We start from the raw sequence: 25,079 nt of genomic DNA on the forward strand, positions 1-25,079 counted from the left end.
TAAGTGCGTTCTCGAGAGGGCCGCTTTTTATTTGAGTATATTTGACTGAGTATTCATCTGCTTTGTGGCGATTAATCGCCTGCCTCCGTTTTGATCACAAACTCAATGAGTGATTTTTCTAGTTTGGAGTTAGGGGTAGATATACTGTAAAGACAGTTCGACTTGATGTCCAAAACTACCGCGGTTCCATCTTGGTAAGACTCTATCTTCACCCTTTCAAACTCTAGTGGAACGTCTTGTATCAGCCGTTGAGCCGATAGAATTGCATTCTCGTTGCTGTAAATTGAAAAGGATATTTTGTCGTGTAGTGTAATGGTCTGGTTTGAAGAGTAAGAGTGTGTGATTTTTACACGCGAATTTTCAGAGTTTTGTATATATGTAGACAGTTCGAGTAGAGATATTTTAATCTGCGAAATAAATATTTTTGATTGAATTGCTTCCTCCAGGCTTTTTAGAAATGGTTTGATGGACTTTGATGAAGAGTCAATAGTCAGTATTAAAGATTTTTTCGTGATGCTCTGAATGCTGAATATGCATCTACTAACCTTGAAGAACGAAACTGGTTCTCCTGACTCATATATATTAAATTCGTTTAAAACGACTATTTTTTCTCTTATCCAAAATGCCCCTGTTAAAAATTCCCCGGCCGTGATTATGTCGTAAATTCCATGGTCAGATTTCGTGTTTTTATGATTTCTTATTCTTTCGAATAATGTTACTTCATCAAGGTCAATTTTTAAGCTGAAAAGTTTACGCACTTTCAGCCTCCGCACCCTTTGCTGTTGGGAGAACTGCTTGCATGAGTTTTGAAATTAAAGTTCTTGCGGTAGTTTCAATTTTTGTATGAATGTCTCGCTCTATGGTTCCTGAAGGTGGAAACCTGTTCGTTGAATACTTTTCCAGTGACATGTATCTGTAAAAACCTTTTACTTTTTGAGAGAACCTACTGCAATTTTCAGCATCTTCAAATTTTATCTCGATTTCATAAATGTCCGGTGTCGCTGAATCTTCACTACATGTCCATACTACGTGGGACGTGTAAAATCCTTTTTCATGTAATGAGTCTACCTCTTTTGAATTTAGTACTCCTTTTCCATTCAATGACGCACGAAATACATGAGTGCCAGAGTCGATATCGTCATTTTCAGCTTCAAGTTCATCTGAGCTTCCCGAGGATTTATTGATTTTTTCCGGGTTGAAAACTGAAACTTTTGAAACATCTTTTAATGAGTATCCTTTGATTGCTTTGATCAGTTCCTCTAGGAATTGTGACCTGATCTTTGGGTTGTCTAAGAACTCTAGCGAAATCGTTTCTATCTTTGGAGGTGTTTCTTTGTCGTTACAGAGGATTTCGATAAGATGGTTTACCCATTTTTCAGAGTCTTCATTATAAGGGGAGCGAAGTGTAAGTTCTCCTTTTTCTTCCGTGATTACGATGGTGGATTCTTTTGTGATTGTCTGTTGAAGTTGACTTTTATTGGGGTTTATGTCTGTGTAGGTTATTGTTAGCCTGATTTCGTTTTGATGTTTGGCAATGGTGGCAGATGCGTCTTTCGGATAGTCTTTAGAGTTTATTATACTTTTTAATTCATTTGCAGCTTGTAGCACTTCTACAGAACTTGTGTTGGTGATAAATCTTGAGGTGGTTTTCTCTCGTTGAGTGATCGACTGAAGATTCGACGTTAATTCGTCATAGTCTCTATAGCCAGTGAACATTCGGGAGTAATAGAATGAAAGGTCTTTTCTTTCTGTTTTGGGTGAGATAATAATGCCACGCTTAAAAAATATTTCTGCTAGGCTTTGATTGCTGACTTTTGAACTGTTTACGGCATCACAAATTGCTTTGTCATTTGGCATATATATGCTTTGTTTTTCTATACTCACCAGTCCAACTCCTCTTTACTAAAGAAATCACTCACGGTAGGAATGAGCTCAAACTCTATTTTTTCTATAGTTTCCGATTTACCCCATTTCTTTATGTATTCTTGGGAGGCTGTCCTAAAATAATTTTTTGCCATGTCGCTTTGGTCAGATGCAATCGCGCGTATTGATATCTTTTTGTTGCTATTTAAAATCTGGTAGTTAGATAGAGAGTCAAGCAAGAAGAACATATCTTTCCAATCATCTATTCTCGCTTTGTAGTAAATTTTGTACCCAGCATCGATGGATTTGATTGCCTCTTGCTTTGCGTTAAATAAATGTTCTTCTTGATACTCAATGATCATGAAAGGAGCAGAGATCAGCTCGAGGGTCGCTGGTCTGGAGCTTGGAAGGTTTTTGGCTTTGTGAAGGTTTAGATCGGGGTAGAAGAATTGATAGTTTGCTCTATTGAACTCCCCTCTAGAGTCGAGTTTTTCCAAGTCATCTATAACGGTCTTTATATATTTTATGCTGCTTGGTTCTAGTATGTGTATTTGCTGGTCTTTCTGTAGATCTATGTTCAGGATATTGATGTCTTGTTCGCTTTCCGCGCTAGTACTAGATTTTTTTGAGCTTTTTTTTCCATAGAAAATGTCGTAGAAAGTGCTGTCCCATCCGCCGTCGTGATTGTATACGAATAGCATGCCTCTAATTTCAAGATCTTCTTGGGTTAATGAGTATCGGGTTTTCCATTCATCGCTATAACGAGCGCAGTCTATTGAGTGTGCCAATGACTTTAATGCTTTTCGAATAGCAAATTGTTTTATTGTTCCGGTCGCGTAGCTTTTAAGATCTGTGTTAAGAGCGATTGTTTTTTCTGTGTACGGATCTATATAAGAATAAACTACGTCTGTAGGGTGATTGTGTGCTTTCTGCTCTGAGCCGGGCTCGGTTTTAGGTGGGTTATGTTTCTGGGGTAATACGCATTCGAAATTTTGGTCTGATGGAGGATGTGTGTTCCATTTCAACCAAGGAATAATTTCGTTCGCAACTTTACCAGCAATTGCGGCAATACCAGCTCTTTCTCCTCCAGCCATTTTATTTCCTTATTCCTGAGTTGATCTGCTGTCCATGCGCGAGCTTTAACTCCATAAGTCATTTTGACAAATGGCATGTTAGCAGGCTAAACGCCAGCATAGATCAAAAACTATTGGTGTCAATAACCACTGTGACCGGATTTCTTGGAAGCTTTCCAGTTCGCATCCAGCTCTTTGCCTGTGCGATGTGAGTCATTGCGCCGAGTTCGTAAAAACAAAGAATGACGCCTAGGGCGCGAAGGATCTGCTCTAGGACATCTCAAGATGTCGTGAGGGAGAAAAACTCTACAAGCTTGGCGATTGAGGATTGAGCGTGTTGAAGGTGAGGTCCAGGAACATCATCTGCATCTCAGTTTTGGAAAGTTAATATGAGCAAAAATATTAAATTTATTTTCAGAAAACTCCCGGCAATTTCGTCAAGACCAACCACATGCCGGTGCGCTTCCTGATCTACGTGGCGATCACTGCGCTGACGCGCCTGCTGATCTCCAACGTGTCCCACCACAACCCGCCGGACATCGGCATCATCTACCTGTGCGGCGGCATTCTGCTGTTGGCGTTTGCGATTCTGGTCGTGCGCTACGCTTCGTCGGCGTTCCCCTCGGTGAAAGTCGAAGGCCCGCGTCGCAAAGGCGAGGCGAGCCTGGAGACCGAGAAGGGCGAGCTTTAAAGCCCGACGCTGAAGGGTAGGGTGTGGGCGGGCGGTCGCTGCAGGAGCTTGTGGTCGCCGTCCGTCATCACCGCCAGGATTTCCATGGCGCTGTGGCCCTGCTCGATGGCGATGCCGAACTGAATACTTTGCACCAGCCGTTTGAGCCGTTGCGGGTCGTTGCGTTGTTCGGCGCTGATCATGCGTTTGGCAACCACGCCGTCCTCATTCGAGAGGGTGAGCATGATGCTGCCATCCAGCCGTTGGATGCTTAGGTTGACGCGGTATTTAGGCGTGAAGGTGTCGGTGATGATCTGAAAAGGATTGTCCATGGTGCGTTACCGCCTGATAAGAGCATGCATTCATTGACGACCGGTGTCTGGAATAGTTCGCATTGCCTGACCACCGGCCACTCCGTCGCTGAGGGTTCACAAAGTCCGTTTGCCTCATAGGCTGTACAGCAAAGGGCGTGCCGTATAGCGACCTATCTGACTGTTTCTAACCCCTGTGGGGGCGGGCTTGCCTGCGATTGCGGTGGATCAGCTTAATAATTTCTGGCTGACAGACCACTATCGCGGGCAAGCCCGCTCCCACATTGGATTGATGTTGTGGGCTATTTCAGGGCAACACAGAGAAAACGATCGCAGACAGCGCAATTAGCCCGATCACCACCACAAATACATTCGATACCTGGCCCGAGTACTGGCGCAGAGAGGGCACGCGGCGAATCGCATACATCGGCATCAGGAACAACAGGCACGCAATGATCGGCCCGCCCAGGGTTTCGATCATGCCCAGGATGCTTGGGTTGAAAGTGGCCACGGCCCAGCAGGTCAGCACCATGAACAACGCGGTGCAGCGTTCCAGCCCTTTGGACGACATTGAGCGGTTACGCCCACGCAGGGATTTGACGATCAAACCCTGGAAGCCTTCGCTGGCACCGATGTAGTGGCCGAGGAAGGATTTGGTGATTGCCACCAGCGCAATCAACGGTGCGGCGTAGGCGATCACCGGGGTCTGGAAGTGGTTGGCCAGGTACGACAGGATCGAAATGTTCTGCGCCTTGGCAGCGGCCAAGTCAGCTGGCGACAGGGCCAGCACGCAGCTGAAACAGAAGAACATCACCGTCAGCACCATCATGCCGTGGGCCGTGGCGAGGATGCCGCTGCTTTTGCGCTCGGCCTGGGCGCCGTATACGCGCTTCTGGTCGACGGCGAAGGCGGAGATGATCGGCGAGTGGTTGAACGAAAACACCATCACCGGGATCGCCAGCCACAAGGTCTTGAAGAAAGCCGGCAGCGGCATGCCCTCGCTGGCGGAGGCGAAGAACGCGCCGTTCCAGTTGGGGATTAAGCTCACGGCCAGCAACAGCAGGGCGGCGACGAACGGGTACACCAGCACGCTCATGGCTTTGACGATCACGCCCTGGCCGCAGCGCACAATGGCCATCAAGCCGAGGATCAGCACCAGCGACAGGATCGCCCGCGGCGGCGGGGCCATGTGCAGTTGGTGTTCCATGAAGCTGCTCAAGGTGTTGGTCAGCGCCACGCTGTACACCAGCAGAATCGGGAAGATGGCGAAGAAGTACAGCAGGGTGATCAGCTTGCCGGCGCCGACGCCGAAGTGTTCTTCGACCACGTCGGTGATGTCGCCGGATTTGCCTGACAGCACAAAGCGCGTCAGCCCACGGTGAGCGAAGAAGGTCATAGGGAAGGCCAGCAGTGCCAGCACGATCAGTGGCCAGAAACCGCCGACGCCGGCATTGATCGGCAGGAACAAGGTGCCTGCGCCGATGGCCGTGCCGTAGAGGCCGAGCATCCAGGTGGTGTCGTGTTTGGTCCAGCCTTTGGTCACGGTTGTTGCTATAGCAGGATTTTCGGCAGCAGGTGTACGTACATCGGTCATCGATATTGCCTCGTTATTATTTTTGCGCGGGCTCACGTTGGGGCGGGTAGAGGTGCTCCGATCAGCACTCCACCCAGCTGACCGCCAGGCCGCCCCGTGAAGTTTCTTTGTATTTGTCATGCATATCGGCGCCGGTATCGCGCATGGTGCGGATCACCCGGTCGAGGGAAATGAAGTGTTTGCCGTCACCGCGCAGGGCCATTTGCGTGGCGTTGATCGCCTTGACCGCAGCGATGGCGTTGCGCTCGATGCACGGCACTTGCACCAAGCCGCCGACCGGGTCACAGGTCAGGCCGAGGTTGTGTTCCAGGCCGATTTCGGCGGCGTTTTCCAGTTGTTCCGGGGTGGCGCCGAGGATATCGGCCAGGCCGGCGGCGGCCATGGCGCAGGCTGAACCCACTTCGCCCTGGCAGCCGACTTCGGCGCCGGAGATCGAGGCGTTTTTCTTGCAGAGGATGCCGACAGCGGCGGCTGCCAGGAAGAAATTGACCACGTCGTCGTCAGACGCGTCCGGGTTGAACTTCATGTAGTAATGCAGCACCGCCGGGATGATGCCTGCCGCACCATTGGTGGGTGCGGTGACCATGCGCCCGCCGGCGGCGTTTTCTTCGTTGACGGCGAGGGCGAACAGGTTGACCCATTCCATCGCCGACAAGGTCGAGGTGATTACGTTGGGCTTGCCGATTTCCAACAGGCTGCGGTGCAATTTCGCCGCTCGGCGTGGCACATCCAGGCCTCCGGGCAAGATGCCTTCATCGCGCAGGCCTTGCTCCACGCATTCGCGCATCACCGACCAGATATGCAGCAAACCGCTGCGGATGTCTTCGTCGCTGCGCCACGCGCGTTCGTTGGCCATCATCAGCTCGGAAACCCGCAAGCCGTGCTTGTTGCACAAGGCCAGCAGTTCGACGGCGCTGGAAAAGTCGTAGGGCAATTCAACATCGCTGGTCGGCGCGATACCGGAAGCTGCTTCGGCCGCCTCGATGATGAAACCGCCGCCTACCGAGTAATAGGTTTGTTCGCTCAGCAACCCATTGTCGCCATAGGCGTGCAGGGACATGGCGTTGGGGTGGTAGGGCAGGCTTTCGTCCAGCAGCAGGAGGTCGGTGTGCCAGTTGAAGGCAATTTCCTGTGTGCCCGCGAGCAACAGTTGGCCGGATTCGCGCAATTGCTGGATACGTGCGTTGATCGAGGTGGGGTCGACTTTGTCTGGCCATTCACCCATCAGGCCCATCACGCAGGCGCGGTCGGTGGCATGGCCCACGCCGGTGGCGGACAGCGAGCCGTACAGGCGCACCTCGACACGGCGCGTGTCACTCAGTAAATCTTGGTCGGTGAGTGCCTGGGCAAAGGTCGCCGCCGCCCGCATCGGGCCGACGGTATGGGAGCTGGAAGGGCCGATGCCCACCTTGAATAGATCGAAAACACTGATAGCCATGCTAAAGCCTTACAAGCAATGGAGTAGAAATCGCTGCCATGTTTTGTAGAGCAGGCGGAATTGGCGCGATACTGAGCCTCTGGATCGGCACTGACCAACGAATTATCCTAAGACACCCTTTAGCAGGACTAAACTCTATGCCCCGGCCCCTTCATGGTCAGACCTACGTCTGGCTGCACGTTTTTTCCTGCGCTGCGCGGCATTTGTCGTTCACCCGCTGCGCCGAAGAACTGCACATCACGCCGGGGGCGGTGAGCCAGCAAATCCGCCAGCTGGAGGAGCGTCTGGGTTTCCGGCTGTTCCATCGGCGTGCGCGCGGTGTGGAGTTGAGTGCCGAGGGGCAACGGCTGGCGGCGACGGTGGGGGAGGCTTACGGCAGCATCGATGCGGAGTTGCAGCGGCTGGACGCGGGGATGATCAGCGGCACCTTGCGCCTGCGCTCAATCCCGTCGTTTCTCGGCAAATGGCTGACCCCGCGTTTGCCGCGTTTGCAGCAACGCTTTCCGGATATCCAGCTGCGCATGGTCGCCGAAGACAGCAGCATTGCCCTGCACGAAGGCGACTTCGACTTGGCCATCGACTTGAACGACGGCAGCTACCCCGGCCTGTTATCCACAGCCCTGCTCGATGAGCAGATTTTTCCGGTGTGCGCCCCCAGCCTGTTGCGCGGCCGCCCGCCACTGCATGGCCCGGCCGACCTGGTGCATTTTCCGCTGCTGCACGACATCACCGCCTGGCGTGGGAGTTATGAATACGCCGAGTGGGAGTTTTACCTGAATGCCATCGGCTACCACCAGGCCGACGTACGGCGCGGCCACACCTTCAACCGCAACCACCTGACCATCGAAGCCGCCATCGCCGGCATGGGCGTGGCCATCGCGCGGCGCACTTTGCTCAATGATGAGTTGGAGCGTGGCACCTTGATCGTGCCGTTCGGCCTGGCCGTGCCCAATCACAAACGCTACGTGCTGCTGTATGCGCCGGGCGCACTGAGCCATCCGGGCGTACGCGCGGTACATGACTGGCTGGTGGAGGAAGCGGGGATTTTTCGCGGATTGCACCCGTTGGGAGAGGGGCAATTATGAGGTTCGCTGGGCGTAAGAAGATGTAACTAACTCCCCACCCTAACAGCGTTTTTGCTCGTCGTCAGACTTAATTTGTAATGTGGGATTTATCTTTGCAAAGGGCTTGAAATGTTCTTCTGACTGCTCAATTGTGTAGTCAAGAGGTCATGGTTTCACCACCCCGGTGTTGCAGTTTGTGACCTCCCGCGAGCTAGCTGAAATAAGGGAAGAACTATGCAAATCCAAGTCAATAGCGATAACCATATTGAAAGCAGCATCCGACTGGAGGAGTGGGTACGTACTACCATTGAGAGCACGCTCGAACGTTATGAAGAAGACCTGACCCGCGTCGAGGTCTACCTGAAGGATGAGAATGGCGACAAGCCCGGTCCCCACGATCTAAGTTGCCGCCTGGAAGCGCGGCCAAAAGGCCATCAACCACTGTCGGTCCTGCATAAGGCCGATACCCTGGAACAGGCGATTGATGGCGCAGCTACCAAGCTTGAGCATGCGCTGGAACATCTTTACGGCAAATTACGCGGCAAACCACGCGCCGCCGGGCAAGCATTGCCTAATACCAAGGTCGACGAGGCCGAGCTCGAAGAGGAATTTCTGGAAAACGAACAGGCTGCGCTTAACAGCTGATAGCTGAGTGTTTTTTCAACCCCAATCAAACGGGCCTGCATCTGCAGGCCCGTTTTCGTTTACCGCCCGCGTCGGAAGAAATACCCACTCAACATCGCCAACCCGCCCGCGCCAAGGCCTGCAAAGAGCATGGCCCAACCGGCACCCTGGCGCAGCGCCGCCCGGGCATCTGCGGGGGGCAGCACCAACGCGTCCAGCTTGCCTGCCGCAATGTTCTGGCTGATCGCGGGCCAGTCCAGCGCCGAAGTTTGGGGCAGCAGGCTGGAAAGGTGATGGCTGATGCCCAGCAACAACACCAGGCCCATCAGTGCGATGTTGAGCGCCAAGGTGATCAGCCGTGCGCTGAGGTCAATGCCTGAGGCCATGCCCGCGCGGTCGGCCGAGACGGAGCCGGTGGTGGTGTTGGTGGTCGGTGAGTTGGTCAGCGCCAACCCGACGCCGGTTATCACGCAACTGAGCAGTACCCATACGATGGTTGGCTGCTCGGCCGTATTGATCGCCGCCATGACGATAAACCCCGCGCCCATCATGCCCAGGCCCAAAGGAATGATGCGCTCGGCGCCGTAGCGCAGGGCCAGGCGCTCGGCCAGCGGCGGCACCAATAAGGTCGGCAAGGTGTAGGCGAGTAGGGCGCCGCCGGTGGTCAGCGTGTCGTAGCCCAGGCCCGCCTGGAAGTAGAGCGGCAGGTAGATCATGAACGGCCAGAAGCTGAAATTCATGCCGATCGAGCCCATCAGCGCGCCGTTGAAGCGCTGGATGCGGAACACCGAGAAATCGAACATCGGGTGCGCGCTGCGTCGCTCGACAGTAATGAACAACAGCAGCCCGGCCAACGACAAGCCTGCCCAGCCAAGCATGGCCGGCGTGCCAAAGCCGTTCTCGCTGCCCTGGGTGATGAAGTAAACCAGCGCGAAAACCGACAGCGTCAGGGTCAGCATGCCGGCGATGTCGAGGCGATGGCCGGCCGGGTCACGGGACTCTTGCACGCTGATGCGTAGCAGCACGAGTGTCAGCAAGGTCAGCGGCACATGCACCAGGAACACCCAGCGCCAGTCCGCGACCGCCAGGATCAACGCCCCCACCATCGGCCCAAAGCCCAGGCCCACACCTGCGATCACGCCCCATATCGCAAAGGCCCGAGCCCGCGCTGCCGGCTCACGGAACTGGTGCGACAGAATCGCGAACTGGCAGATCATCATTGCCCCGGCCCCCACGCCCTGGACAAACCGCGCCGCGATCAGCGTGGGCGCATCGTTCGCCAAGCCACACGCCAGCGAGGCCAAGCCAAACAGCCACAGGCACAACACCAGCATGCGCCGCCGCCCAAAGCGATCGGCCAGTGTGCCGGCTGCCATCAGTACGCTGGTGCAGGCCAGGGTGTAGGCATTCATGATCCATTGCGCGTCTTGGAAGCCCGTGCCCAGTTGCTGTTCCAGGGTTGGCAGGATGATCGGCACGCTGGAAATTTCCAGGCCGAACATCAGGGCTACGAGGCAGACGGCGGTGAGGGCTAGGCCATCTTTGGCGGTGCGCGGTGCGCTGACGGCCGATACGGCTGCGGCGGGCGGCATGGGATATTCCTTTCGATTAGGTGAGCGCACTATTCTTACGGGAACAAGATTCTTTATTTGTGATAAGTTTTCCGTTGATAAGGGAATCAAGAGCGACAATGAAATCATGGCCACACCGCGTTTTGATGGCGTTGAACTCTTTCTGCAAATCGTCGAAAGCGGCAACCTGACCGAGGCCGCCGAACGGCTGAACCTCACGCGTTCGGCCGTGGGTAAAGGGTTGGCGCGACTGGAGGCTCGCCTGGGCACGAGCTTGTTGCAGCGCTCCACGCGCCGCCAACGGCTGACCGAGGACGGGCAGGCCTACTACGAACATTGCCTGCGTGCGCTGGCCGAACTTGAAGCCGCCGAATCGGTGCTGGAGAGTGGCCGGCAACAGCCGCGTGGAAGGTTGAGGGCGAGCCTGCCGTTGGCGTTCGGTCATCACTATGCGGCGCCTGCTTTGTGGGGCTTGATGGACCGTTACCCGGAGCTGGAGATCGAGATTTCGTTCTCTGACCGGCTGATAGACCTGGCTCAGGAAGGTTTCGACGTTGCCGTGCGCATCGGCCCGCTACCGGACACCGACCGCCTGAGCGCACGCCGCCTGGGCGAGCAGTCCGTGTGCCTGGCCGCTTCACCGGCGTACTTGCAGCGTGTCGGGCGGATTGAGTGCATCGATGACCTCGCCGCACACCGAGGCATTGCCTACCGTTGCAATACCTCGCATCGCTCGGGTGTGCCGTCGCCCTTGGTGCTGGACGACCTCCAGGCCGTGGCCGACGCCGCCATTGCGGGCGTGGGCCTGGCCTGGTTGCCGAGCTGGCTGATTGCGCACTATGTACTGCGCGGCCAACTGGAAGCGGTCCTGCCGAGCTACCGCGACCAGCCTGCGCCGATCCATGTGATTTGGCCCACGGCCGCACACATGCCGGCCAAGACTCGCTGCGCCATCGATGCCTTGGTCGCCGGCACGCCGAGTTGCTTGGCAGGTAGTTAGACCCCGTTGCCATCAGGTCAGCCGATCCCCTGTGGGGCTCGACAGCTCCCCCAGTTGATCTTCTTCGTGGGTGAGATTTGGACTTGTCGCGATGCTTCTGCGAGCCGAGATCTGACCGACACAACCGATCCCCTGTGGGAGCTGTCGAGCTTTAGCGAGGCTGCGAAAGCGGTGGGTCAGGCACCTTAGATAGCGCCTGTGCCGCCGCCTTTGCAGCCTCGCTGGGGCTCGACAGCTCCCCCAGGTTTTGCACCGTTTGTAAGGTCCCACTCCTTAACTGGAGCTCTATGACTCAGGCAATCAGAACGCGATAGACGTCTGCACGTACACCGTGCGCGGCTCGCCGACGTATTTGCCCTTGTTGTTATCGTCGAACGAGCGTGTGTAGTACTGCTTGTTGAGGATGTTTTTTACCCCGACTGCCACGTTCAAATCCGACAGCTGTGGGCCGAAGTCATACGCCGCGCGGCTGCTGAACAGCATGTAGCCGGGGATGCGTCCATTGGCACCGTCGTCCGTTTCGGCCTGGGTGTTGGCGTTGTCGGCGAACTGGCTGCTCTGGTAGCTGCTGTCCAGGTTGAGCTTCCAGCGGCCTTCGGTGTAACCGACGCCCAAGGTGCCTTTGTGCTTGGACGAGAAGGGCACACGGTTGCCTTTGGTCGAGCCGTCTTCGCGGATGGTTGCATCGACGTAGGCGTAAGTGGCGTACACATCAAAACCGGCCAGCGCCGGGCTCAAGCCGTCGAGGGCGTAGTTGATGCTCGACTCGATGCCCTGATGGCGAGTCTCTCCACGGGCGATTACCGAATCGTTGGTTTGGTTGCTGTCGTACTGGTTGTCGAAGTTGATCAGGAACGCGCCGATTTCCGCACGCAGGGTGCCGTTGTCGTAGCGCGTGCCGAGTTCCCAGGTGCGGGCTTTTTCCGGTTTCACTTCGCCGCTGGTCACGCGGTTGGGCATCTGGCTGTACTGCACGCTGCCGAACGAGCCTTCGGTGTTGGCGTAGAGGTTCCAGTCTTCGGTGAGGTGGTAAAGCACGTTCAACGCCGGCAACGCGGTGTTGTAGTCGCCCTTGTATTTCACGTTGGTCAGGTTGTTGGTCTGCTGGGACTCGATCATCTCGTAGCGAATGCCCGGGGTGATGGTCCACTTGCCGATATCAATGCGGTCATCGAGGAAAAACGCATTGGCTTCAGTGGCGCCACGCGTATCGCGGTCGTTGCGGCTGTTGGTGTCGGGCAGTTGCTGGTTGGCGCTGATTGGCGTGCGGTAGCGCAACTCGTGGCCGGCTTCGTTGATGTAGCGGTAGCCGACGCCGACTTCGTGGCTGGTCGGGCCGAGGTCGAAGCCTTGGGCGAAGCGGGTTTCCAGGCCGCGTACCCAGTACTCGCGCGGCGACAGCGAGAGGAAGTTGCCCTGATCCAGGTAGCCATTACGCAACGTGGTGGTGAAGAAGGTATTGGCGGTGAATTCGCGACGGTCTTCCTGGTAGCGGTAACCGGCGTTGAACATCGTACGGCGGCCCCAGAATTTGTCGTAGGGGCGCGTGGATTGGTACGGGTCGGCCTTGTAGTCCTTGACGTTCAAACCGCCGGGCATATCGGCCTGGCCTTCGTAGTACTGCGCCATGGCGTTGAAGCTGTTGGCATCGTCGAGCTGGTATTTGCCCTTGAGGATCAAGTCGTCGATGCGCGTGTTGCTGTTTTCGCGCCAGTCGCCGCCACGGGTGCCGGAGTACAGAATCGCGCCGCCCAGGCCGTTATCGGCCGTGCCGCCGGCCAGCAGGTTACCGGTGGTCTTGAAGCCATCGTGGCTGGAAGACGGACTGGTCTCGGTCTGTAAACCGCCTTTGACGGTCGGTGCATCCGGGATTGCGCGGGTGACGAAGTTGACGATGCCGCCGACGTTCTGCGGGCCGTAGCGCACCGCGCCGCCGCCGCGAACCACGTCCACCGCATCCATATTGCCCATGCTGATCGGCGCGAAGGACAGTTGTGGCTGGCCATACGGCGCGAAGGGCACCGGGATGCCGTCCATCAGCACCGTAGAGCGCGAAGCCAGGCGTGGGTTGAGCCCGCGAATGCCGAAGTTGAGCGCCATGTCATGGCTGCCGGTGCCGTTGTTTTCCGGTGCGTTGACGCCGGGGATGCGGTTGAGCACGTCACGCGCCTGGGTCGCGCCCTGGCGCTCGAATTCCTCGCGGCGGATCACATCACGCGCGCCGGGGTGTTCGAACACGTTAGTTTGCGCCGCGTCGCCGAGCCAGTCGCCGACCACGTTTGAAGTTTGCAATTCGAGCGTGGCAGGGGCGCTCGCCGGTTGCAGGCTGTAGGCGTTTTCGCCCTCGGCGCGGGCTTGCAGGCCGGTGCCTTCGAGCAGTTTTTGCAGGCCTTCGTCGGCGCTGTAGTTGCCCGACAAACCACGGCTCTGCATACCCGCCGTGATCTCGGAACCGAAGGAAATCAGCACGCCGGCCTCACGACCGAATTGATTCAGCGCCGCTTCCAGGCTCGCCGGCGCAATGTGATACGGCTTGGCGTCGGCGGCCATGACAGGTGCCAGCGCGGTAAGACTGAGGCTGGCGCCCAGTAGGAGTTGGCGCAAGGTACGGGCGAGGAGCGTCGGTTGCTGGGGCATGAAGGGCGGTCCTGAGAAGGAAGGATCAAGGTGGCTTTCCTTCTCTGTCACGCGAGGTGTGGAAAACGGCTCATATTTTTTAAAAATAATTTACGAGCGTGCCTGGACGGTCACCCAGTAGCGGGTAAATCGCCGCACTTTCACTGGCAGGCTGACTTCCAACAGGTCGAGGATGCGTTCGCTGTCATCCAATGGGTAACTGCCGGACAGCAGCAAGTTAGCCACTTGCGGGTCGCAATTAACCTGGCCGCGGCGATAACGGCCCAGCTCGGCGAGGAATTCTTCCAGGCGCATGTGCGCAGCCACCAGCATGCCGTCTGCCCAGGCGCCGCTGTTGGCATCGGTAGGGCGCGGGGTGTCCCAGCCTTTGCGGGTGACGTTGACTTGGCGCGAGGCCTCGACCGTCAGAGCTAGGCCGCTGTAGCGGTTGGGCATCACGTCGACATGGCCATCGAAGACCGCCAGTTGGGTATGGTCGTTGAACTGGCGCACGTTCAGCCGTGCAGCCTGGCTGCTCAGCAGGCCTTGCCCGGTCAGCACGTGCAGCGGCGTATCGCCGGGGCGGGCGGTCAGCAGGATTTCGCCTTCAAGCAGGCGGACCAACCGTTGGCGGCCATCAAAATGCACATCCACCGCGCTGCCGGTGTTGAGCTGCAATTGGCTGCCATCGGCCAATTGCACCTTGCGACGCTGGCCGACGGGGCTGCGGTAGTCGGCGCTCAGCGGCGGCAGAATCTGCTGTTGGCGCAGGCTCCAGGCCGCAGCCGAACCGGCGCCGAGGATCAGCAGCAGCTTGAGGGCCTGGCGCCGGCTGCTGGATTTCGGCGCGTTCAACGCCGCGTGCGCCAGCGGCGAGGGCATGCCTCGCAGGCGTTGGTTGACGCGCTGGATATGGTCCCAGGCGCGTTGATGTTCGCTGTGGGCCTGGAGCCATTGCTGCCACGCAGCTTGCTGGCGCGGGTTGAGCGCGCCTTGCTGCATTTCCATCAGCCAGTGCACGGCTTGCTCGGCGACTTGCGTGGAGAAGTTCATAGGGCGAAGTAGCAGCGCATGGCGGCTTTGTTCAGGTGGCGTTTGACGGTGGCGATGGAGATGCCCAGTTCGGCGCCGACTTGCGCGTAGGTCAGGCCGTCGAGCTGGGCCAGCAGGAAGGCGCGTTTGGCCTGCACGGGCAGGCCGTCGAGCAGTTGGTCCAGCTCCAGCAGCGTCTGCAGGATGATTGCGCGTTCTTCTTCCGACGGCGCCACGTGTTCGGGCATTTGCGCCAAGGCGTCGAGGTAGGCGCGCTCCAGGTCCTGGCGGCGGTAGAAGTTGAACAGTACGCGCTTGGCCACGGTGGTGAGAAAGGCGCGGGGTTCGATCAGCGTCGGTATTTCCCGCGCGGTGAGCACGCGGATAAAAGTGTCCTGGGCCAGGTCGGCGGCGCTTTGCGGGCAGCCGAGCTTGCGTCGCAACCAGCCGGTGAGCCAGTGATGATGGTCGTTGTACAGAACTTCGACGGTATTGGACGGCTGCAACGCAATCACTCCACAAGCATCGGCATGCTTTAGAGAACAAGAATTGTTCGCATTGTAGGGTGCGTGACAAGGTTCGGCAATCCGGTAAGGCCGGTGATTCATCCGTTCTCTTTTGCTTATGAGAATATTTATCATTAATATTGCGCGCTGATGAACCTGGCGCCTCCTGCATGAAAAGCAAACGCACACTTCCCGTTACCTACCGTCTAGCCGTCACCTCGCGGGTGCTGGCTGCCGTGGTGGGCGGTTATCTGATGGCGTCCCTGGCAGCCGTCTGCCTGGCGCTGTGGATGCCGACGTCGCGCGCCGACGCGGTGATCACCGGGATGATGAGTTCGTTTGTGTTCTACCTGTTGGCGGTGCTCTGGTGTTTTGCCTGCCGCACGGCGTGGCGCGCCTGGGCGGGTGTGATGCTGCCGAGCGCGCTGTTTGCGACCCTGGCCGGCGTGGGTTTCTGGATGGCACGCACATGAAAGAGGGCTTTCGCCAGGCGATGGCCTGGTTGCACACCTGGGCCGGATTGATTTTTGGCTGGCTGCTGTTTGCGATTTTCCTGACCGGCACCTTGGCCTATTTCAAAGACGAAATTACCCATTGGATGCAGCCTGAAGTGCAGGCCCACCCACTGGACGATGCGCGCAGCCTGGCCGCCGCGCAAACCTATCTGCAGCACCAGGCGCCCAACGCCGCGCGCTGGTTTATCACCCTGCCTGGCAGCCGCGACCCCGGCCTGTCGGTGATGTGGCAAGACAAAGTCGACCCCGGCAAGCGCGGCAACTTCATCCAGAAAGTCCTCGACCCAGTCACCAGCCAACCCGTGCAGGCCCGTGAAACTATGGGCGGCGAGTTCTTCTACCGCTTTCACTTCCAACTGCAAATGCCCTACCCGTGGGGCCGCTGGCTGTCGACCATCGCCGCGATGGTGATGTTTGTCGCGTTGATCACCGGCATCATCACCCACAAGAAAATCTTCAAGGACTTCTTCACCTTTCGCCCGCGCAAAGGCCAGCGTTCCTGGCTCGACGGGCACAATGCGGTGGGCGTGCTGGTACTGCCGTTTCATTTGATGATCACCTACAGCAGCCTGGTGATCTTCATGAGCATGGTGATGCCCGCGCCGATCGTGGCTTCCTACGGCGACGACAGCCGTGGGTTTTTCAATGAAGTGTTCCCCAACACCAACAATGCGCCGGCGCTCGGCCAGCCGGGTAAATTGCTGCCGTTATTGCCGATGTACCAGCTAGCGCGCGAGCAATGGGCAGGCGGGCATGTTGGCCGTTTAGTGGTCAACAACCCGGGCGATGTGAACGCCTCGGTCAATGTGGTTCGGTCCGGTTCCGACCGCGTGGTGCATGATTTTGGCAGCAGTGTGTCGTTCAACGGCACCACCGGCGAGTTGTTGCGGGTCAGTGGCGAGCAGTCGCTGCCGGCGGCGATTAGTGGCAGTTTCTACGGCCTGCACATGGGCCATTTCGCCGGCCCGGTGCTGCGCTGGTTGTACTTTATCTGCGGCTTGGCGGGTACAGCCATGATCGGCACCGGCCTGGTGATCTGGCTCGGCAAGCGCCAGCTCAAGCACGCCAAAACCGGTGTGATGCCGTTTGAGCTGCGGCTGGTGGAAGTGCTGAATATCGCCAGCATGTCTGGGCTGATGATCGCTATTGCGGCGTTTTTCTGGGCCAACCGTTTGTTGCCGATGAGCTTCGCCGAGCGCTCCGACTGGGAAGTGCAGGCCTTCTTTATCGCCTGGGGCTTGAGCCTGCTGCACGCCGTGCTGCGTCGAGGCCGCCAAGGCTGGGTTGAGCAACTGAGCGTCGGCGCGTTGCTGTTTGTGGCGATTCCCCTACTCAACGCGCTGACCACCTCGCAGCATTTGGGTGTGTCACTGCTCAGCGGTGACTGGGCCATGGCCGGCTTCGACCTGACGTGCCTGGCCAGCGGCCTGTTCCTGGCCTGGGCGGCCTGGAAGATGCAGCGCCGCATGGCGCCGCAGCCCAAGGCCGAACGCGCGCAGGCATTGACGCTCAAGCAGGAGGCGAACTGAATGCTGCTCGCCCTGTTGATGTGCTACGCCGGGTTTGCCGCGTTGTGCCTGTCTACCGATCGCCATCACGGTGAATTGCTGCACAGCAAACCATCGCCCAGTCGGCGCTTGAGCCTGCGCGCATGCGGTTGGCTGCTGCTGATGCTGGCGATCTGGCCGGCCGTCGCTGGCTCGGGTTGGGCCCAGGGTTTGGTGCAGTGGTGCGCCGTCTTGATGCTCAGTGCACTGCTGCTGGTGTTGCTGCTGCCGTATCGGCCAAGGCTGGCCTTGACCCTGGCGGGCGTCGGCCTGTTGGCCAGCCCGGTTGCGGCGTTCGCCTTATTCTGAGCCTTCCATGATGATCAGCACTCCGCCGGAATCCCAAGACAGCCCGCACACCGATGCGGCCGGTGGACGTGCGCATTTCCTGCAGGTGTTTTTGTCCCAGCGCTCGCAAATGGAAGCGCTGGTCAGCCGACGCGTGGGCTGCCGCGCCACCGCGGCCGACCTGGTGCAAGACCTGTTCCTGCGCTTCTGGCGCCGGCCACTGGTGCAGGTCGAAGAGCTCAGCACTTACCTGTTGCGCTGCGCCGGCAACATCGCCATCGACCACCTGCGCAGCGAAGGTGCACGCGCACGCAGCAGCGAAGGCTGGTTGCCGGAACAGCAGGACAATCAGGGCTCCGAACCCCAGGCCGCCCTCGAAGCGGGCAATGACCTGCGCCATGTCGAGGCCGCCTTGCGCAGCTTGCCGGAACGCACTCGGCAGATTTTCCTGCTCAACCGCATTCACGGGCGCAAATACGCGCAAATCGCCAAGGCCATGGGGCTGTCCCAAAGTGCCGTGGAAAAACATATGATGCGTGCCCTCGAAGCCTGCAAAGCCAGCCTTCGCGAACCCTCTTGCCCACGTACGCCAGGGAAAGCACCGTGACCGTCACCCCCACGCCCGCCCAGGAGCAGGCCGCACTTGACTGGCTGAGCCTGCTGCACGATCAGCCCAGCAGTGGCGACCAAGCCACCTTCAGCCGCTGGCTGCGTGCCGACCCTGCGCACGTCGAGGCCTATGCCCAGGCCCAGGTGTTGTGGGAGTTGAGCGAGGTGCCGGCGCGCGCACTGGCGGACGAGGACGCCTTGGCCTTGCAGGGCTACCTCAATGCGATGAACACCTCCAAGCGCTCACGTATTGTGCGCAGGTGCAGCGCCTTGGCCATGGCTGCGTGCCTGCTGGTGATGGTCGCGATGGGCGCTGGTTGGCAGCCGTCGCGCTGGGTCGATGACTTCGGCGCCGATTATGTGACGGCGCCGGGGCAGGTGAAGACCGTGACCTTGGCCGATCAATCCCAAGTCACCCTGGATGCCGACAGCGCGATCGCCGTGGATTTCAGCCAGGGCGAGCGTCACATTCAGTTGCGTCGCGGGGCGGGCTTTTTCAATGTGACCCACACCGGCCAACCGTTTGTGGTCGAGGCCGGCAGCGGTGAAGCGCGAGTGCTGGGTACCCAGTTCGAAGTGCGCCTGCAACCGGCGGGCGCCCAGGTGACGGTGCTGTCCGGTCGGGTGGGTGTGACGCCGTCCAAGCAGGGCTCGCAGCAAGTTCTGACGGCAGGCCAGCAAGTGGCCTACGCCGAAGGTGTGGCTGAGCCCTTGCATGCCGTCGACAGCGAATCACGCCTAGCCTGGCGTGACGGCTGGCTCAATTACTACAAGGCGCCGCTCGCCGAAGTGGTCCAGGACCTGGGCCGTTATTACCCGGGCCGCATCCTGCTGCTTAACGACGAGATGGCCGCCAAACGCGTCAGTGGCAGCTTTCCGAGCAACGACCCGCAGGCGGTGTTGAATGCCTTGCAGGCGGTGTTGGGGTTTGAGCAGCACAGCCTGTTGGGCCGGATGATTGTGTTGCGTTAGCGATACATCAGGCTTCAATTTTCCTTTCGCAATTCTCCGCCAGGTCTGCGCAGGCCACGCCTCGCGGTGCCTGCGGACCTTTCACCGAACCTTCATCGCAATCACCCCAACCTGTCACCAAACCGTTACACGTGGCGCGGATCATCGCCGGGTTCCTGAGTGAGTGGTCAGGAACCTCGGCGTCGTCAGCCAACCAAGTTCCGGCGCGACTGCCCCATACCACAGAGCAACGTCAGTAAGGGATCTACAGGTGAACTACAACAATCTTTATGCCCTACTTTTAGCCTCGGGCCTGGGTGGCTTTGCGCCGCTGGTTTTGGCGGACGACGCGCAGGATGTGGGTTCGGTGAATATCGCCGGCAAACAAACCCTGGGCAACGGGCACATGATTCGCGAAGAAAGTGCCAAGGCGCGGTCGACGGTGACCAAGGAAGCCATGGACCAAATGTCGGCGACCGCCAACGCCATCGACAAGCTCAAATACACGCCAGGCATCAACGTTTCCAGCGATGACGCCAGCGGCACCAGTGGCACCAACTTCACCATGCGTGGCATGAGCTCCGACCAGGTCGGGGTGTCCGTCGACGGCGTGCCAATCAACGACTCGGGCAACTACAGCGTCTATTCAAACCAGCTGGGCGACCCGGAAAACCTCGCCGAAGTGTTTGCCACCCAAGGCTCCTCCGAGGCCGACGGCCCGCACATCGGCTCCAGCGGCGGCAACATCGGCATGATCACGATTCGGCCAACCAAAGAGTCCGGGTTGTTTGCCAAACAGACCGTCGGGTCCAATGACTTGCGCAAGACTTTCGTGCGTTTGAACACTGGCGATTTCGGCGGCCTCAGGACCTGGGTGTCGGCATCGCACCTGGAAGGTGACAAGTGGCGCGGCAAAGGCACGCTGCGTAGCGACAAAGTCGAGTGGAGCAGCCTGTTTGAAGACGGCAACGGCAACTCCACGCAGGCGACAGTCAAGTACAACAACCAGGAAAACTACAACTACAACACCCTGAGCAAAGCGCAATTTGAGAACGAAGGGCGACGCAAGGACTACGCGCAAACGCCGGTGTACAAGTCGGGTTTGCTGTCGTCGTCCTACAAGCTCAACCGCAACCCGTTCGAAAGCGTCAACGCCACGCTCACGCAGCGCTGGCAGTTGCAAGACAACCTGGCGCTGACGGTCACCCCGTATTACTACTGGGCCAACGGTGGCAGCTTCAGCGGCCAGACCGCGTCGAACCTGGGGCCCAAATCCGACAAGGCCGGCAATTACGACCTGAGCAACCTGAAATCGGCCAACTACTACCGCCCTTCGTGGACCGAAACCTGGCGCCCTGGCGTCACCGCGAAAATGAAGTGGGACATCAACGAAGAACACAGCCTGGACTACGGCTACTGGTATGAACGCGCACGCCAGCGCCAGACCCAGCCCTTTATCGGGATCAACAGTGAAGGCGCGCCCAGTGATGTGTGGGGCGACTACAACGGCGGCGGTCAGGTGGTCGACAAGAACGGCGCCACCGTCCAAGGCCGCCACTACTACACGGTCACCCCGTCGCAGAAACTCTGGGTGCAGGACAGCTGGCAAGCCACGCCGGACCTGAGTTTCGTCGGTACCCTGGCCTACCAATACGTCGAGCGTGACGGCAACAACCTCGGCAGCCTGTACGACAAAGCGGAAAAACGTAACACCCGCTACCACCAGTTCCTGCCCAGCTTCAGCGCCAAGTACCAGGTCGACGAGAGCAACCAGACGTTCTACAACGTCACCCGCAACATGCGCACGCCGCCGAACTACGTGCTGTACAACAAGGGCGACTCGGTGAGCCTGAAGTCCGAGTTGAGCTGGAACCAGGAACTCGGCTGGCGCTACAGCGAAGACGACATGGCGTTGAGCGCGACCTTGTTCTACATCAGCTTCAAGGATCGCCAAGTGTCGACCACCGACTCCGCCGGTGACTACATGGTGCTTAACGTCGGCAGCGTCGAGAACAAAGGCCTGGAATTGGAGTGGAGCGGTTTGTTGCCGCACAACTTCAACTACTACGCCTCGTACACCTATACGAAGTCGGAGCAGCAAGACAATTTGCTCAGCAAGAACGTGTTGTTGCCAACGGCGGGCAAGCAACTGGCTAACGTGCCGGAAAATATGTTCAACCTGGTGTTCGGGTATGACGACTCGCGCTTCTACGGCAACATCGCGGGCAAGTACGTCGGCAGCTTTTATGGTGATTTGACCAACAAAGAAAAAATCGACGGCCGTACGGTGTTTGATTTGAACGCGGGTATTTACTTGCCGGTGGACAAGAAGGTCATCAAGTCAGCGACCTTGCGGTTTTCAATGCTTAACGTGTTCGATAAAGAATACTTGAGCTCGGCACGCACCGTGGCGTTCAACTCGGCACCGGTGAATGGCTTGGCGCCGAGTACGGCGTATTACAACGTGGGGGAAGAGCGTACGGCGATGGTGTCGTTGGAAGCTAACTTCTAATAAGGCCACCGCTGGGCTAAATGTGGGAGCAGGCAAGCCAGCTCCCACATCAGTTGGCTCTCATACCGATTGGGTTACTTCAACGCGGCCATGATCGCTTCAGGGTTGAACTCGCGAATCAGCGTGCCATTCACGTCCACAAACGGAATCCCGCCTCCGCCCAACGCCTCATACGCCCTGCGCGCCTGGGCGTCCTTCTCGATATCCAGGGCCTGGTACGGAATGCCTTTCTGGTCCAGAAAGCGCCGGATCTGCTTGCAGTAGCCACACCACTCGGTGGAATAGAGCACCACGCGCGCCGAGGCGCGTACCTGCTCCGAAACCACCTGTGAGGGGTTGAACAGCCGCTCGATCTTGCCCCAGTTCTGGATCACCACCACGACCAGCAACACCAACAGGACTTTCTTGAGAACCCCGCCGAGCATCAGTTACGGCGCTTGAGCTGGTCGGTCAGTTGGGTTGGCAGGCCCTTGATGATCAAGGTGCCGGCGGCTTCGTCGTATTCGATCTTGTCGCCCAACAGGTGCGCTTCAAAGCTGATGGACAAGCCTTCGGCGCGGCCGGTGAAGCGGCGGAACTGGTTGAGGGTGCGTTTGTCGGCCGGGATTTCCGGCGACAGGCCGTAATCTTTGTTGCGGATGTGGTCGTAGAACGCTTTTGGTCGATCTTCATCGATCAGGCCTGAGAGTTCTTCCAGGCCCATCGGCTCGCCGAGCTTGGCTTGGCTGCTGGCGTAATCCACCAGGGTTTTGGTTTTTTCGCGGGCGGATTCGTCGGGCAGGTCTTCGCTTTCGACGAAGTCGCTGAACGCCTTGAGCAAGGTGCGGGTCTCGCCCGGGCCGTCGACGCCTTCCTGGCAGCCAATGAAGTCGCGGAAGTACTCCGAGACTTTCTTGCCGTTCTTGCCCTTGATAAAGGAGATGTACTGCTTGGACTGTTTGTTGTTCTGCCACTCGGAGACGTTGATGCGCGCCGCCAGGTGCAGTTGGCCCAGGTCCAGGTGGCGCGAGGCGGTCACATCCAGGTCCTCGGTCACTGCCACGCCTTCACTGTGGTGCAGCAGGGCGATGGCCAGGTAGTCGGTCATGCCTTGTTGATAGTGGGCAAACAGCACATGGCCGCCGGTGGAGAGGTTGGACTCCTCCATCAGCTTTTGCAGGTGCTCGACCGCCGTGCGGCTGAAGGTGGTGAAATCCTGGCCACCGTCGAAATATTCCTTCAACCAGCCGCTGAACGGGTGCGCGCCGGACTCGGCATGGAAGAAACCCCAGGCCTTGCCTTGTTTGGCGTTGTAGCTCTCGTTGAGGTCGGCAAGCATGTTCTCGATGGCGGCCGACTCGGCAAGTTCGGAGTCGCGGGCGTGGAGAACTGCAGGTGTGCCGTCGGGTTTTTTGTCGATCAGGTGGACGATGCAATGACGGATCGGCATGGGCTTCTCGGCTGGTTGAAGGGGAGCGGTTGGCCTCCCCGAAAAGTCGCCCAGTGTACCGCACCCGTTGGGCATGACGCGCTCCGAAGGGTGTTTTGGCTACCCTCCGACGCCCTATATGCCCTTTTTTCACGGTTTAGAGCGATAAAGCTGACCAAATGGGTATGTTGAAGCGGATATTTCCCCGTCTCTGTGCTAGTTTTGCCCCGTCTTACGCCAAGACTCGGCGTTAAGCGTGCATTCAGCATCTGTCAGGTCGAACCAATCCCCGTTTCAAGCATCTATAACCCCGATCTCCGTGGTTATGGCCGGGGGTGCCAGGCCATGACGGTCGGGCTCGACGGCTGACACTGCACTCTGCAATCCATATGAATTTGATAGGGAAGGAACACCACAATGGCTATTACTAAAGACCAACTGATCGCTGACCTGGCTGAAGCAGTAGACGCACCGAAAACTACCGTGCGCGCTCTGCTGGACCAACTGAGCCAAGTTGTTGCTGATCAGCTGGAAAACGGCGGCGAAATCACTCTGCCAGGCGTTGGCAAACTGAAAGTGACCGAGCGTCCAGCCCGTACTGGCCGTAACCCTTCGACTGGCGCTGCCATCGAAATCGCTGCCAAGAAAGTTATCAAGCTGGTTGTGGCCAAAGGCCTGACCGACGCTGTTAACAAGTAAGACGCAGCAAAAAAAACCGTGCTCCGGAGAGATCCGGGCACGGTTTTTTGTTGCCTGCGATTTGGCGGTAGTGGCGGATTTATTGTGGCGAGGGAGCAAGCTCCCTCGCCGCACGTTTAGTCGCGCACCCAGCGCTGGCGCCACAACTGCTGTTCGTTCTTGGTCTGGAAGGTCCAGGCCACAAAACGGCTTTGCTTCTGGCCCTGGGACATCTCCACCACCTGGCTTTCCAGCACGCCGGCTTTTCTCAGGGCGGTCTCGATCGCGGGCAAGTTCGACGCTTTTGACACCAGGGTGCTGAACCACAGCACCTTGTGGGCAAAGTGCGCACTCTCAGCGATAAGCTGCGTTACAAAGCGCGCTTCACCGCCTTCACACCACAACTCCGCCGATTGGCCACCGAAGTTCAGTACCGGCAGCTTGCGCTTGGGATCGGCCTTGCCCAAGGCGCGCCACTTACGCTCGCTGCCCTTGGTGGCTTCGTCCATGGACGCATGGAACGGCGGGTTGCACATGGTCAGGTCAAAACGCTCACCTGGCTCCAGCAGGCCCAGCAAGATCTGCTTGGGATTGGATTGCTGACGCAGTTGAATAACCTTGCTCAGGTCATTGGACTGCACGATGGCCTTGGCGGCAGCCACGGCAATAGGGTCGACCTCCGAGCCGAGGAAGTTCCAGCGGTATTCCATGTAGCCAATCAGCGGATAGACGCAGTTGGCGCCCATGCCGATGTCCAGCACCTTGACGATGGAGCCGCGCGGAATCTTGCCGTCGTTGACGCTGGCCAGCAGGTCGGCGAGGAAATGCACGTAATCCGCACGCCCCGGCACCGGTGGGCACAGGTAATCCGCCGGGATGTCCCAATGCTGGATGCCATAAAAGGACTTCAGCAATGCCCGGTTGAACACCCGCACCGCGTCCGGGCTGGCGAAGTCGATACTTTCCTTGCCATAAGGGTTGATGATCACGAATTTCGCCAGTTCCGGCGTGGTCTTGATCAGCGCCGGGAAGTCGTAACGGCCCGTGTGGCGGTTGCGCGGGTGCAAGGTGGCCTCTTTGCGCGGCGCGACGGGTTTGGCCGTGGCTGCGGTTTTAGGCTTCTTGCGCGGTGGTTTAGGTGTGCTGGGGGCGGTCATGTTGACTCTGGAGTAGGCTCAAAAATGGCGGGTATTATCCCACATTCATGAG

The 25,079-nt window shown here is 58.0% G+C and carries 23 protein-coding genes and 1 pseudogene; 11 read left to right on the forward strand and 13 right to left on the reverse strand.

Going from position 1 to position 25,079, the window contains the following annotated elements:
• Positions 1 to 71: 71 nt before the first annotated feature.
• From KZH41_RS06740 to KZH41_RS06750, 3 genes are read right to left on the reverse strand one after another with little or no spacing between them, the layout of a single operon-like run.
• Positions 72 to 758: a hypothetical protein gene (locus KZH41_RS06740; RefSeq protein WP_263274562.1), complete on the reverse strand. Its 687-nt coding sequence runs from the start codon at positions 756 to 758 to the stop codon at positions 72 to 74.
• Entirely contained in the window at positions 751 to 1,884 is a 1,134-nt protein-coding gene (locus KZH41_RS06745; RefSeq protein WP_263274563.1) for a hypothetical protein, read from the reverse strand. Before KZH41_RS06745 ends, KZH41_RS06740 begins: the two co-directional genes overlap by 8 nt.
• A complete protein-coding gene (locus KZH41_RS06750) occupies positions 1,881 to 2,957 on the reverse strand; it encodes a hypothetical protein (protein ID WP_263274564.1) in 1,077 nt (358 codons plus the stop codon). Before KZH41_RS06750 ends, KZH41_RS06745 begins: the two co-directional genes overlap by 4 nt.
• 406 nt (positions 2,958 to 3,363) lie before the next feature.
• On the opposite strand from KZH41_RS06750, the pseudogene KZH41_RS06755 reads away from it, so the two are divergent.
• A pseudogene (locus KZH41_RS06755) lies at positions 3,364 to 3,627 on the forward strand (phosphate-starvation-inducible PsiE family protein); the annotation flags it as partial.
• On the opposite strand, the gene KZH41_RS06760 reads toward KZH41_RS06755, so the two are convergent.
• The 3 genes from KZH41_RS06760 to KZH41_RS06770 form a co-directional block, all read right to left on the reverse strand.
• Complete coding sequence (locus tag KZH41_RS06760; RefSeq protein WP_094951394.1) at positions 3,624 to 3,938, reverse strand: DUF3509 domain-containing protein; 315 nt, start codon at positions 3,936 to 3,938, stop codon at positions 3,624 to 3,626. The pseudogene KZH41_RS06755 and the gene KZH41_RS06760 overlap by 4 nt on opposite strands.
• A gap of 286 nt (positions 3,939 to 4,224) precedes the next feature.
• Positions 4,225 to 5,511 (reverse strand): serine/threonine transporter, encoded by a 1,287-nt coding sequence (locus tag KZH41_RS06765; protein ID WP_242154580.1) that lies wholly within the window; start codon positions 5,509 to 5,511, stop codon positions 4,225 to 4,227.
• Positions 5,512 to 5,572: 61 nt separating this feature from the next.
• Complete coding sequence (locus KZH41_RS06770) at positions 5,573 to 6,949, reverse strand: L-serine ammonia-lyase (RefSeq protein WP_094951392.1); 1,377 nt, start codon at positions 6,947 to 6,949, stop codon at positions 5,573 to 5,575.
• Between the two features lie 137 nt (positions 6,950 to 7,086).
• On the opposite strand from KZH41_RS06770, the gene KZH41_RS06775 reads away from it, so the two are divergent.
• Positions 7,087 to 8,034, forward strand: a complete 948-nt coding sequence (locus KZH41_RS06775) for a LysR substrate-binding domain-containing protein (protein WP_263274565.1) — start codon at positions 7,087 to 7,089, stop codon at positions 8,032 to 8,034.
• 213 nt (positions 8,035 to 8,247) lie between these two features.
• Positions 8,248 to 8,658, forward strand: coding sequence for an HPF/RaiA family ribosome-associated protein (locus KZH41_RS06780; RefSeq protein WP_094951390.1), 411 nt, complete (start codon positions 8,248 to 8,250; stop codon positions 8,656 to 8,658).
• Positions 8,659 to 8,717: 59 nt separating this feature from the next.
• On the opposite strand, the gene KZH41_RS06785 is transcribed toward KZH41_RS06780, so the two are convergent.
• A complete protein-coding gene (locus KZH41_RS06785; RefSeq protein ID WP_094951389.1) occupies positions 8,718 to 10,229 on the reverse strand; it encodes an MFS transporter in 1,512 nt (503 codons plus the stop codon).
• 106 nt (positions 10,230 to 10,335) lie between these two features.
• Here KZH41_RS06785 and KZH41_RS06790 point away from each other — a divergent pair, with 106 nt between their 5' ends.
• Positions 10,336 to 11,208: a LysR family transcriptional regulator gene (locus KZH41_RS06790; RefSeq protein ID WP_263274566.1), complete on the forward strand. Its 873-nt coding sequence runs from the start codon at positions 10,336 to 10,338 to the stop codon at positions 11,206 to 11,208.
• A gap of 300 nt (positions 11,209 to 11,508) precedes the next feature.
• Here the strand turns inward: KZH41_RS06790 and fecA are convergent, their stop codons facing one another.
• The 3 genes from fecA to KZH41_RS06805 form a co-directional block, all read right to left on the reverse strand.
• Positions 11,509 to 13,845 carry a TonB-dependent Fe(3+) dicitrate receptor FecA gene (gene fecA, locus KZH41_RS06795; protein WP_263274567.1) on the reverse strand — a complete coding sequence of 779 codons (2,337 nt, stop codon included), beginning with the start codon at positions 13,843 to 13,845 and terminating at the stop codon, positions 11,509 to 11,511.
• 90 nt (positions 13,846 to 13,935) lie between these two features.
• The gene (locus KZH41_RS06800; protein WP_263274568.1) at positions 13,936 to 14,877 is read right to left on the reverse strand and encodes a FecR domain-containing protein; all 942 of its coding nucleotides are present in this window, start codon (positions 14,875 to 14,877) and stop codon (positions 13,936 to 13,938) included.
• Positions 14,874 to 15,362, reverse strand: a complete 489-nt coding sequence (locus KZH41_RS06805; protein ID WP_094951385.1) for a sigma-70 family RNA polymerase sigma factor — start codon at positions 15,360 to 15,362, stop codon at positions 14,874 to 14,876. Before KZH41_RS06805 ends, KZH41_RS06800 begins: the two co-directional genes overlap by 4 nt.
• Positions 15,363 to 15,532: 170 nt before the next feature.
• Between KZH41_RS06805 and KZH41_RS06810 the strand changes: the two genes are divergently transcribed.
• The 6 genes from KZH41_RS06810 to KZH41_RS06835 all read left to right on the forward strand — a co-directional run bounded on the left by KZH41_RS06810 (position 15,533) and on the right by KZH41_RS06835 (position 21,784).
• A complete protein-coding gene (locus tag KZH41_RS06810; protein ID WP_094951384.1) occupies positions 15,533 to 15,835 on the forward strand; it encodes a DUF3649 domain-containing protein in 303 nt (100 codons plus the stop codon).
• On the forward strand, positions 15,832 to 17,406 hold the full coding sequence (locus KZH41_RS06815; RefSeq protein WP_242154586.1) for a PepSY-associated TM helix domain-containing protein: 1,575 nt from the start codon (positions 15,832 to 15,834) through the stop codon (positions 17,404 to 17,406). The genes KZH41_RS06810 and KZH41_RS06815 overlap by 4 nt, the downstream gene beginning before the upstream one ends.
• Positions 17,407 to 17,733, forward strand: a complete 327-nt coding sequence (locus KZH41_RS06820; protein ID WP_094951382.1) for a DUF3325 domain-containing protein — start codon at positions 17,407 to 17,409, stop codon at positions 17,731 to 17,733.
• A gap of 7 nt (positions 17,734 to 17,740) precedes the next feature.
• The gene (locus KZH41_RS06825) at positions 17,741 to 18,319 is read left to right on the forward strand and encodes an RNA polymerase sigma factor (RefSeq protein ID WP_094951381.1); all 579 of its coding nucleotides are present in this window, start codon (positions 17,741 to 17,743) and stop codon (positions 18,317 to 18,319) included.
• Positions 18,316 to 19,293, forward strand: a complete 978-nt coding sequence (locus KZH41_RS06830; protein ID WP_242154588.1) for a FecR family protein — start codon at positions 18,316 to 18,318, stop codon at positions 19,291 to 19,293. The genes KZH41_RS06825 and KZH41_RS06830 overlap by 4 nt, the downstream gene beginning before the upstream one ends.
• 250 nt (positions 19,294 to 19,543) lie before the next feature.
• On the forward strand, positions 19,544 to 21,784 hold the full coding sequence (locus KZH41_RS06835; RefSeq protein ID WP_242154590.1) for a TonB-dependent receptor: 2,241 nt from the start codon (positions 19,544 to 19,546) through the stop codon (positions 21,782 to 21,784).
• Positions 21,785 to 21,858: 74 nt separating this feature from the next.
• Here KZH41_RS06835 and KZH41_RS06840 read toward each other — a convergent pair whose 3' ends face one another.
• Positions 21,859 to 22,209 (reverse strand): glutaredoxin family protein, encoded by a 351-nt coding sequence (locus tag KZH41_RS06840; protein ID WP_263274569.1) that lies wholly within the window; start codon positions 22,207 to 22,209, stop codon positions 21,859 to 21,861.
• The gene (yejK, locus tag KZH41_RS06845) at positions 22,209 to 23,213 is read right to left on the reverse strand and encodes a nucleoid-associated protein YejK (RefSeq protein WP_048720332.1); all 1,005 of its coding nucleotides are present in this window, start codon (positions 23,211 to 23,213) and stop codon (positions 22,209 to 22,211) included. Before yejK ends, KZH41_RS06840 begins: the two co-directional genes overlap by 1 nt.
• A 396-nt stretch (positions 23,214 to 23,609) precedes the next feature.
• Here yejK and KZH41_RS06850 point away from each other — a divergent pair, with 396 nt between their 5' ends.
• Entirely contained in the window at positions 23,610 to 23,891 is a 282-nt protein-coding gene (locus KZH41_RS06850) for an HU family DNA-binding protein (RefSeq protein WP_003188840.1), read from the forward strand.
• Positions 23,892 to 24,007: 116 nt separating this feature from the next.
• Here KZH41_RS06850 and rlmF read toward each other — a convergent pair whose 3' ends face one another.
• A complete protein-coding gene (gene rlmF, locus KZH41_RS06855; RefSeq protein ID WP_094951378.1) occupies positions 24,008 to 25,027 on the reverse strand; it encodes a 23S rRNA (adenine(1618)-N(6))-methyltransferase RlmF in 1,020 nt (339 codons plus the stop codon).
• Positions 25,028 to 25,079 lie beyond the last annotated feature (52 nt).

The organism is Pseudomonas sp. YeP6b (assembly GCF_025642995.1).
GTDB lineage: Bacteria > Pseudomonadota > Gammaproteobacteria > Pseudomonadales > Pseudomonadaceae > Aquipseudomonas.

What these genes read in the sequence shown, in the direction of transcription:
- KZH41_RS06820 (WP_094951382.1), top strand. Translation starts at nt 17,407, where the DNA reads ATGCTGCTCGCCCTGTTGATGTGCTACGCCGGGTTTGCCGCGTTGTGC.
- fecA (WP_263274567.1), bottom strand. Translation starts at nt 13,845, where the DNA reads ATGCCCCAGCAACCGACGCTCCTCGCCCGTACCTTGCGCCAACTCCTA.
- KZH41_RS06785 (WP_094951389.1), bottom strand. Translation starts at nt 10,229, where the DNA reads ATGCCGCCCGCCGCAGCCGTATCGGCCGTCAGCGCACCGCGCACCGCC.
- KZH41_RS06750 (WP_263274564.1), bottom strand. Translation starts at nt 2,957, where the DNA reads ATGGCTGGAGGAGAAAGAGCTGGTATTGCCGCAATTGCTGGTAAAGTT.
- KZH41_RS06800 (WP_263274568.1), bottom strand. Translation starts at nt 14,877, where the DNA reads ATGAACTTCTCCACGCAAGTCGCCGAGCAAGCCGTGCACTGGCTGATG.
- KZH41_RS06770 (WP_094951392.1), bottom strand. Translation starts at nt 6,949, where the DNA reads ATGGCTATCAGTGTTTTCGATCTATTCAAGGTGGGCATCGGCCCTTCC.
- KZH41_RS06810 (WP_094951384.1), top strand. Translation starts at nt 15,533, where the DNA reads ATGAAAAGCAAACGCACACTTCCCGTTACCTACCGTCTAGCCGTCACC.
- KZH41_RS06815 (WP_242154586.1), top strand. Translation starts at nt 15,832, where the DNA reads ATGAAAGAGGGCTTTCGCCAGGCGATGGCCTGGTTGCACACCTGGGCC.
- KZH41_RS06840 (WP_263274569.1), bottom strand. Translation starts at nt 22,209, where the DNA reads ATGCTCGGCGGGGTTCTCAAGAAAGTCCTGTTGGTGTTGCTGGTCGTG.
- KZH41_RS06765 (WP_242154580.1), bottom strand. Translation starts at nt 5,511, where the DNA reads ATGACCGATGTACGTACACCTGCTGCCGAAAATCCTGCTATAGCAACA.
- rlmF (WP_094951378.1), bottom strand. Translation starts at nt 25,027, where the DNA reads ATGACCGCCCCCAGCACACCTAAACCACCGCGCAAGAAGCCTAAAACC.
- yejK (WP_048720332.1), bottom strand. Translation starts at nt 23,213, where the DNA reads ATGCCGATCCGTCATTGCATCGTCCACCTGATCGACAAAAAACCCGAC.
- KZH41_RS06790 (WP_263274566.1), top strand. Translation starts at nt 10,336, where the DNA reads ATGGCCACACCGCGTTTTGATGGCGTTGAACTCTTTCTGCAAATCGTC.
- KZH41_RS06775 (WP_263274565.1), top strand. Translation starts at nt 7,087, where the DNA reads ATGCCCCGGCCCCTTCATGGTCAGACCTACGTCTGGCTGCACGTTTTT.
- KZH41_RS06780 (WP_094951390.1), top strand. Translation starts at nt 8,248, where the DNA reads ATGCAAATCCAAGTCAATAGCGATAACCATATTGAAAGCAGCATCCGA.
- KZH41_RS06760 (WP_094951394.1), bottom strand. Translation starts at nt 3,938, where the DNA reads ATGGACAATCCTTTTCAGATCATCACCGACACCTTCACGCCTAAATAC.
- KZH41_RS06825 (WP_094951381.1), top strand. Translation starts at nt 17,741, where the DNA reads ATGATGATCAGCACTCCGCCGGAATCCCAAGACAGCCCGCACACCGAT.
- KZH41_RS06850 (WP_003188840.1), top strand. Translation starts at nt 23,610, where the DNA reads ATGGCTATTACTAAAGACCAACTGATCGCTGACCTGGCTGAAGCAGTA.